Below are 7,831 nucleotides of genomic sequence, written 5' to 3' on the forward strand. Positions count from 1 at the left end.
CATAAAAGCTAAAGGGGAGGAAATTCATTCATGTTGAATACCAAAAAGTGGGTAACCTTGTTCTGCCTATCCCTGTTAATGTTCGCTACAGCCTGTTCCGGAGGGTCATCAGGACCATCTGCTTCATCCAATGAAGGAGAAGAAGGGGGAACTTCCGGCAATATTGAACTTCGTATGACTTGGTGGGGATCACAGACTCGACACGATCTTACGACCAAAGTGATTAAGCTGTTTGAAGAAAAACACCCTGGCATTACCATCAAGCCGGAATATTCCGGTTGGGACGGATACTTTGACAAGCTGACCACACAGGTAGCCGGTTCAAATGCACCGGATATCATTCAGATGGATTACGCTTTTCTAACCGATTTTGCCCGGCGTGGTGCATTGCTTGACCTGACCCCATACGCAGAGAGCAAGGAGCTGCGCACCGAGGATCATGATAAGAGCATGCTCAAAGCCGGATCGATTGACGATAAATTATACGCCATTACATTGGGTGTAAATGCGCCAGGTGTCATCTATGATGCGACCGTATTCCAGGAGCTCGGGATCGAGGAGCCGCAGGAAAGCTGGACGTGGAAAGATTTTAGTGACGTAGCTGCCAAAATTGCAGCAGAGAAGGGTGACGGTTTCTACGGTTCGGCGGATGTATCGGGAACTACTAACATGTTTGAGGTATTTATCCGGCAAACAGGCAAGGGGCTATTTGATGGCGGGACGTTGACAGCAACCAGCGGGGAGCTTCAGCAATGGTTTGACATGTGGGGGGCGCTTCGTGAGAACGGAGGTGCTACCTCCGCAGAAGTGACAGCGTCCACTACGAATGCACTGGAGACACGCCCGATCTCACTTGGTACAGCTGCCATGGACTTTGCCTGGTCTAACCAATTGCTGACGTTCCAGCAGGTGAACAAAAACCAGGATCATAAGCTTGGGATACAAGTGCTTCCGCACGGTGTGGGTGAAAAGCAAATCGGTGAATACCTGAAAGCAGGCCAGTTCCTGTCCGGTTATGCCAAAACGAAACATCCGAAGGAAGTGGCAATGTTTATCGACTTCATGGTAAATGATCCCGAAGCTACCGCCATTCTCGGCTCGGAACGCGGAGTACCCGTCAATGCCAGTATCCGTGAGAAGATGCAGCCTACACTGCCAGAAGCGGAGCAAGTTATCTTCCAATTTATCGATGTGGTATCGAAAAACTCCAGTGAAATTGATCCGCCATACCCGCAAGGATTTTCCGAAGTGGATACCAGCTTCAAGAGTGCAAGCGAGCAGATTGCCTTTGGTCAAGACAACACACCGGATGTGATTGCCCAGTTCATTGAAGGGGCCAAGGCGACACTTGCATCAAGTCAATAACACTTGAACGGTTCCAGACTTCATATTCCGCGGGGAGGTTGCGAAGATGAGTACAACACAGGTCAGTCAAGCACGAACTGAGCGTGTGACAGCCCAGCGGGTGAAACGGAGATATGCCCATAATGGAGCAGCGCTTCTTTTCCTGGCCCCATGGCTGGTTGGTTTATTATTTCTGACACTTGGGCCGATGCTCGTTTCCTTATACATTTCGTTCACCGACTACAGTATCCTGGCCGCCCCTTCCTGGGTCGGTCTGGATAACTACACCACGATGTTTACATCGGATAAACTGTTTATCCAATCGCTCAAAGTCACATTTACGTATGTCGCCGTATCCGTACCGATCAAGCTGATCTTTGCCCTGCTGGTGGCGATGCTGTTGAACAAGGGCATTCGTGGGCTTGGCATTTACCGTACGGTGTATTACATCCCAACCCTGCTTGGGGGAAGTGTGGCGATTGCGATGCTGTGGCGCAAAATGCTGGGCGGTGACGGACTGCTCAATGGGGTGCTTGCCATGATCGGCATTAAGGCACCCGATTGGGTCGCCAACCCGAAATATGCCCTGTATTCGATCGTACTGCTGTCCGTATGGCAGTTCGGATCGTCGATGATTATTTTCCTGGCAGGATTGAAGCAGATTCCACCTGAGTATGACGAAGCTTCCGCCGTTGATGGAGCAGGCCCACTCCGGAGATTCTTTTATATCACACTGCCGATTCTGTCGCCGGTTATCTTTTTCAATCTCGTGATGCAGCTGATTACCTCCTTCCAGTCATTTACTCAGGCTTTTGTCATCAGTAACGGCAGCGGGGGGCCAGTCAATTCAACATTAATGTACTCTTTATACCTGTACAAAAAAGGGTTCTCGTTCTTCCAGATGGGTTATGCGTCCGCGATGGCCTGGGTGCTGGTGATTCTGATCGGTGTCTTTACATTGCTGGTATTCCGCAGCAGCAAGCTGTGGGTGCACTATGAGGATGGTGGAAAATCATGATTGGACAACGAAACTCTGCTGCGTGGGTAGTCGCCAAACATGTACTGATCTCGGTCATTGCCTTTGTCATGCTGTACCCGGTGCTCTGGATGCTGGGTAGTTCATTCAAACCGGGACATATGATTTTCACCGAGACCTGGTTCTGGCCGCAAGCATGGAATTGGCAAAATTACATCAATGGCTGGACGGGGATTCAGGGCAATCCCTTCTCCCGTTTTTTGACCAACTCGGTCGTCCTGTCGCTGGGCTCTGTGCTTGGCAATGTTATCTCTTGCTCGATGGCGGCGTATGCCTTTGCCAGATTGAATTTTCGGTTCAAAGCGATTTGCTTTGGCTTAATGCTGATGACGATCATGCTGCCACACCATGTGACGCTGATCCCTCAATATATTCTGTTTAACCATTTGGAATGGGTGAATACGTATCTGCCGCTGGTAGTGCCAAAATGGCTGGCGACCGATGCCTTCTTTATTTTCCTGATGGTCCAGTTCTTCCGGGGATTGCCCAAAGAGTTGGATGAAGCGGCGACGATTGATGGATGTGGTCCTGTACGAATTTATACCAAAATTATCATCCCGCTGGCCTTTCCGGCGCTGGTGACGACGATGATCTTTACCTTTTTGTGGACATGGGATGACTTCTTCAGCCAGTTGATTTATCTGAGTGATGTCAGCAAATATACGGTGCCGCTGGGCTTACGTCTATTCCTCGATTCCAGTTCCCAATCCGATTGGGGCCCGATGTTTGCGATGTCAGTGCTGTCACTGGTGCCTTGTTTTATCGTATTTATCGTGTGTCAAAAGTATTTCGTGGAAGGAATCGCTACCTCTGGGCTCAAAGGGTAATTCCAAGACGAAACGAGTTGATTCCATGCGGAAACGAAGATTATCTGTATTCCTAAATCATAAGCTGCAACAAAGCAAGCTCTCCACGTTGATGGTGACTTGCTTTATTGCGTTTAACCTGCTGCTCGTCTCGGTTATTGTTTGGCTGGCATACCAGTCGTTCTCTGCCGTCACGTTTACCGAGATCAGCAAAGCACGACTTGCTCTTCTGAACGAGAGTACACGCCGCGGGTTTGATTTTATTACTGGTGTGACAGGCACGGCTTATTCTTTAGCGAGCAACCGTGAGCTGTCGAATCTGCTGGAAACGAAGGGAACGGGAAGGCTGACACAGATCCACCAACGGCGTGAGGTATCCAAAATACTGGATCATACGGTGGTAGTCAGTGAAGGTATTACCTCAGTGGAGCTGTATACGGATGCCTTCAACGGTGTCACTGTCACGATGGCCGACCGCATCTATTCAGTGGATACGATTGCCGGTGATTCATGGTTTGCTGCACTGGAGCATGCGGATGCGGCTTGGGTACCTCTGCGGGAAAACGAATCAGGCCAATCGCTAATCGGATACGCCCAGCGAATCTTTGACAGCCGGGGTGGTACGGTAGCCTACGTGCTCATTCGCCTGAGTCGCGCCGATATTGTACGCAGATTTGCGGATATGCCGATGGTGCTGGATGGACAGGTGCTGTTGGTGGATACCGCAGGCAACGTCGTCATGCAGATGGGCGATGACAATTTAGGGGTGAATTCTGCTGAGGATTCAAGCTTAATTCATGGAGCCTCAAAAATTTTTCCTTCTATTAATGTATCTGCTAATGTAGCTGCTGCTGGGGAAAGCGAACCAGTCGTCGATCGTGCATGGATTCAGGAGCATGTTGAACATGGGCAGGACGGATTTGAAGTGGTTTCCGGCAAGCCTGGTGGAGCTCAGCTGGTTCTGTATTCAAGACCTGCCATGCTTCAGTGGCGACTGGTACAGACCATCCCTGTTCACACCCTGTTATCTCCTGTGAGGCAGGCCGGATGGCAGGTCCTTGGAATAGCTGTGCTGGGATTACTATTTTCAGCGGTACTTGCTTATCTGTTCGTTTGGCGGATTGTTCGTCCTTTACGTCAGTTGATCAAGCGGATGAGGCAACTGGAGAAGGGGGATTTCAATACCCGGGTTCAGCTTTCGTTTACTGAGGAATATGCCCATTTGGCGTATGGATTCAACCATATGGCTTCACAGTTGACGGAGTTGATGGAGCAGGTCAAGGAAGAGAGCCGGGCGAAGCGTGAAGCACAGACCGGTTTACTGGAGGCGCAAATCAAACCGCATTTTTTGTACAACACACTTGACATGATCCACTGGCGTGCTCTCGATTATGAAGCCAAGGACATCAGCCGCATGATTGTACAACTCAGCAAACTGCTGCGTATTGGATTGAGCGGTGGCAGATTATTCATCCGGGTACGGGATGAGTTGGAGCATGCTCGTTGTTATGTCAGAATTCAGTCGGAGCGGCTGCCCTTCTCTATTGATTATCAGGAACAGATTGATCCGAGAGTGCGAGGCTGTCACATTCCCAAAATCATTTTGCAGCCTTTTATCGAGAATGCGGTCATGCATGGGCATCCGAAGGAAGGACAACTTCGCATACAGGTGGATATACGGGAATCGGAGAGCAACGATCCACCATCCAAAATCATCATTTGCATAAAGGATAACGGACAGGGCTTGCCTGAGGGCTGGAAGTTGGAGGAGATGACTGGCATTGGGATACGAAATGTACATCAACGCATTCAATTATATTGTGGCACTGGGTACGGCGTTGATATATGTGCAGGTGAATTAGGCGGAGTAGAAGTGACCATTACACTGCCGCGTATTGAGACGGAAGAACAATTAAACTTATGGCTGGGCGGTGAAAATGAATGAAAACCATTATGCTCGTAGACGATGACCCGCATATTGTAAAAGCATTGACCGACCATATTGATTGGCCATCCATCGGCCTCCGCATTGCAGGAACAGCTTCCAATGGGGTGGACGCACTGGAGCTGTTCCAACAGCTGCGCCCCGATCTTGTGATGACGGACGTCTATTTGCCAGGAATGACAGGACTTGAGGTCACGCAGGCGCTGCGGCGGGACCATCCCCATCTGCCGATCATCATTCTTAGCGGATATGACGAATTCGAGAATGCCCGGGCGGCCATGCGCTGGGGCGTGAATCATTTTTTGCTAAAGCCTGCGGAAGTGGAGGAGATTGAGTCTGTTCTGCGTGAGGTGCTACTGGAAGAGGATGTGCGTGAGCGGCGAGAGCAGCTGGAGCAGACGTACAAACAGGAGATTGGGCGGGTGGTTCCCTATCTTCGCAAATTGTTTCTCCACGAGTTGTTAACCACACGCTACCGGGAAGAGGAGTTACCTGCGGAGCGTATGGATTATGTGGGCATTCGTATACCCTCTCAAGTGCGCGCCATCAGTCTACAGTTGTACCGGCCTGCATTTTTGACAAAGATGAAAGAGAGGGACTGGCAGCTATTAAGATATGGGGCAGCTGATATTATTCAGGAGACCGTCAAAGAGCAGATTTCGCAGATAAACGACTGCCAGGTGGAGATCGTGGATTACTCGGACCAGGTGTTAGTGCTGCTTCTATTTGACGAGAAGGACCCACTAGAGCAATTTGAGTCCATTGTTGAACGGATGATTGATCAGATTTTTACGTATCTCAAAATCGAAATGAGCGCAGGTATTGGAACGTCCAAAGAGCACTTATGCGAAGTGATGGACTCCTATCTGGAGAGCAGAGAGGCGCTGGAGAAAGCAGAGTTTCAAGGCGGGAGCCGTGTATATCGATATGATTCATCAGATGCGTTAACCCCGAGCGCAACGGATTACTCGCAATTGCTGCGACAATGGAGTGAGTCATGGGCAGGTATGAGGACTGATCTGGCAGAGGAGATATGGGTTCACCTTCGCAATCTGCTGGAAGAAGGGGGTGGTACCAGTATTCAGGATGTGCAGGTTGTGGCTGTGAGCCTGTTCGACACGTTAATTCATAGTTGGAACCGGCATTATCCCATGCTGGCAACACCGCTCTCGATGAGCCATTTTTTGCGGGAAATTCAATCGAAATATGGGCTGCAGGATCTGATATGCTGGATGGATGGTATTATTCGAAACTGGATGGAACAGATACGTAAAGAAATGGGCGAGAAAAAAACCAATAAACTAGTGGAGCAGGTAAAACAGTACGTTGAAATGCATTATGCTGAAGAGATTAGTTTTGAAGCCATTGCCAAGGGACTGTTTGTACACCCCAAATATTTGAGTCAGCTGTTCAAGAGGGTGACCGGAGAGAACTTTGTGAGTTATGTAAATGGGTATCGGATTCAACGTGCGCTGGAACTATTACAGTCAGGGCATTACATGGTCTACGAGGTTAGTGAAATGACTGGGTTCCGCAACGCGACGTATTTCAGTCAGGTGTTCAAGATGCTTACGGGCAAGAGTCCGTCTGAGGTGGGGTAGAGCCATCAATAGGGTAAGCATAATAAAATAGATTGGACGGACTACAACGTATGATCATCGATCAACAGGAGTTTAACGTAAAAGGATTGACCTATTCAATTAGGTCCGCAATGGAAAAGGATGCTGAGGCATTGTCTTCACTTCGTTTACAGATGGATGGAGAAACCGAGTATATGGATCGTGAGCAAGGTGAAGGCTTTATTGATCCAGCTAGATTTGAACAAATAATCCGTTTGGACTCGGAGAAAGAGAGAAACCTGTTTCTCGTTACTATTGTAAAGGAACAAATCGTCGGGTATTCCAGGTGTGAAGGTGTTGATCTAAAGCGATTTTCTCATAAGGTTGAATTTGGCGTTTGTGTAGCGAAAGAGTTCTGGGGTTACGGGATCGGCAAGAAACTACTCGAACTATCAATAGATTGGGCAGACACGAATGGAATTGAGAAGATGGCATTGAACGTGGTGGGGACGAACGATAAAGCGATGGAGCTTTACAAAAGGATGGGCTTCGAGATAGAGGGGACTGTGAAAAAGGATCGACGACACGCGGACGGTCGGTATTACGATACAGTTATGATGGGAAGGTTCAGGGGCTGAGGGGGAGAAGGTGGTGGTGAGAGGTTGGCTAACAATATACGCCACTCCTTTTATTATTCAATAACTATTCTTTTATATGAAAGAACAGATACACGAGTAACTACTTATCTCTCATGGAGAGAGTTAATATCTATTAGATGTAGTTTCTTAAAATCTGATTTCATATATTGTTATAGAGGCTAATAGATATGTGCGATACAAGACTAGGTATCCCTTGAGCTACTAAATAGTGTTTCTTCAAAACGAATAGAATCTCAGTTTACTATGAACATTAACTATTACCTTTCTCAATAAGTTAATGATATTCAACATTGTCATATTTATTGAGTGTAGCAGATGGGGCTGATTGCAAGACAAAGATTGATTATAAATAGAAGGGAGATATAACGGTTCTATTTGTTCTCATAAACGGAGATAGAAAAATATTAATTAAGGGTTGCAATTTATTTTTGTACATGGTATATTCTAATTCCGGCCAAGAAAACACGAGAAACACGGTGCGG

6 protein-coding genes are annotated in these 7,831 nt (G+C 48.1%); all 6 read left to right on the plus strand.

Annotation, left to right across the window (positions count from 1 at the left end):
* The first annotated feature begins 30 nt into the window (after positions 1-30).
* Genes AC4PM4_RS27415 through AC4PM4_RS27440 form a run of 6 tightly spaced genes read left to right on the plus strand, consistent with a single transcriptional unit; the run spans position 31 to position 7,328 of the window.
* Complete coding sequence (locus AC4PM4_RS27415) at positions 31-1,365, plus strand: ABC transporter substrate-binding protein (protein WP_063566437.1); 1,335 nt, start codon at positions 31-33, stop codon at positions 1,363-1,365.
* A 46-nt stretch (positions 1,366-1,411) separates the two neighbouring features.
* Positions 1,412-2,362 (plus strand): carbohydrate ABC transporter permease, encoded by a 951-nt coding sequence (locus tag AC4PM4_RS27420; RefSeq protein WP_274569220.1) that lies wholly within the window; start codon positions 1,412-1,414, stop codon positions 2,360-2,362.
* A complete protein-coding gene (locus AC4PM4_RS27425; protein ID WP_274569221.1) occupies positions 2,359-3,207 on the plus strand; it encodes a carbohydrate ABC transporter permease in 849 nt (282 codons plus the stop codon). Before AC4PM4_RS27420 ends, AC4PM4_RS27425 begins: the two co-directional genes overlap by 4 nt.
* 25 nt (positions 3,208-3,232) lie before the next feature.
* Positions 3,233-5,131, plus strand: coding sequence for a cache domain-containing sensor histidine kinase (locus AC4PM4_RS27430; RefSeq protein ID WP_491614998.1), 1,899 nt, complete (start codon positions 3,233-3,235; stop codon positions 5,129-5,131).
* The gene (locus tag AC4PM4_RS27435; RefSeq protein ID WP_491614999.1) at positions 5,128-6,732 is read left to right on the plus strand and encodes a response regulator; all 1,605 of its coding nucleotides are present in this window, start codon (positions 5,128-5,130) and stop codon (positions 6,730-6,732) included. Before AC4PM4_RS27430 ends, AC4PM4_RS27435 begins: the two co-directional genes overlap by 4 nt.
* Positions 6,733-6,782: 50 nt before the next feature.
* Entirely contained in the window at positions 6,783-7,328 is a 546-nt protein-coding gene (locus tag AC4PM4_RS27440; RefSeq protein WP_491615000.1) for a GNAT family N-acetyltransferase, read from the plus strand.
* Positions 7,329-7,831: the final 503 nt, after the last annotated feature.

The sequence above is a fragment of the Paenibacillus sp. MDV22-iso6 genome (assembly GCF_058408365.1).